Origin of the sequence: Roseburia sp. AF25-13LB (assembly GCF_003478915.1) — a bacterium.
Lineage (GTDB): Bacteria > Bacillota > Clostridia > Lachnospirales > Lachnospiraceae > Roseburia_C > Roseburia_C amylophila.
The window spans coordinates 71975-72302 of sequence record NZ_QUFO01000013.1; the positions used below are offsets into that span (position 1 = coordinate 71975).

Here is a 328-nt window from a genome sequence, read left to right on the forward strand (position 1 = left end):
GTATGCCTTCTGCAGACTATGAACCCAGCCTTTCAGCCAATCTTGCAGTTTACAATCCATGAGTTTTCACCCAAGTGACTCCGACGGGAATCGAACCCGTGTTACCGCCGTGAAAGGGCGATGTCTTAACCGCTTGACCACGGAGCCATATATTATTTATCAATGTTGATAAAAAAACTCCCCGAGTAGGGCTCGAACCTACAACATCACGGTTAACAGCCGTGCGCTCTACCATTGAGCTATCGAGGATTATTAATAGGCTATGCTATTTTATAACATACCTTCAAAACTTCATACAGATTGTTTCCGAGTTGCTTTGGTCAAGCCC

The 328-nt window shown here is 44.8% G+C and carries 2 tRNA genes; both read right to left on the minus strand.

The features are described 5' to 3' along the window. Positions 1 to 75: 75 nt before the first annotated feature. A tRNA-Glu gene (locus DWY37_RS14510) sits at positions 76 to 147 on the minus strand. Positions 148 to 177: 30 nt separating this feature from the next. Next, positions 178 to 249, minus strand: a tRNA-Asn gene (locus DWY37_RS14515). Between the last annotated feature and the right edge of the window lie 79 nt (positions 250 to 328).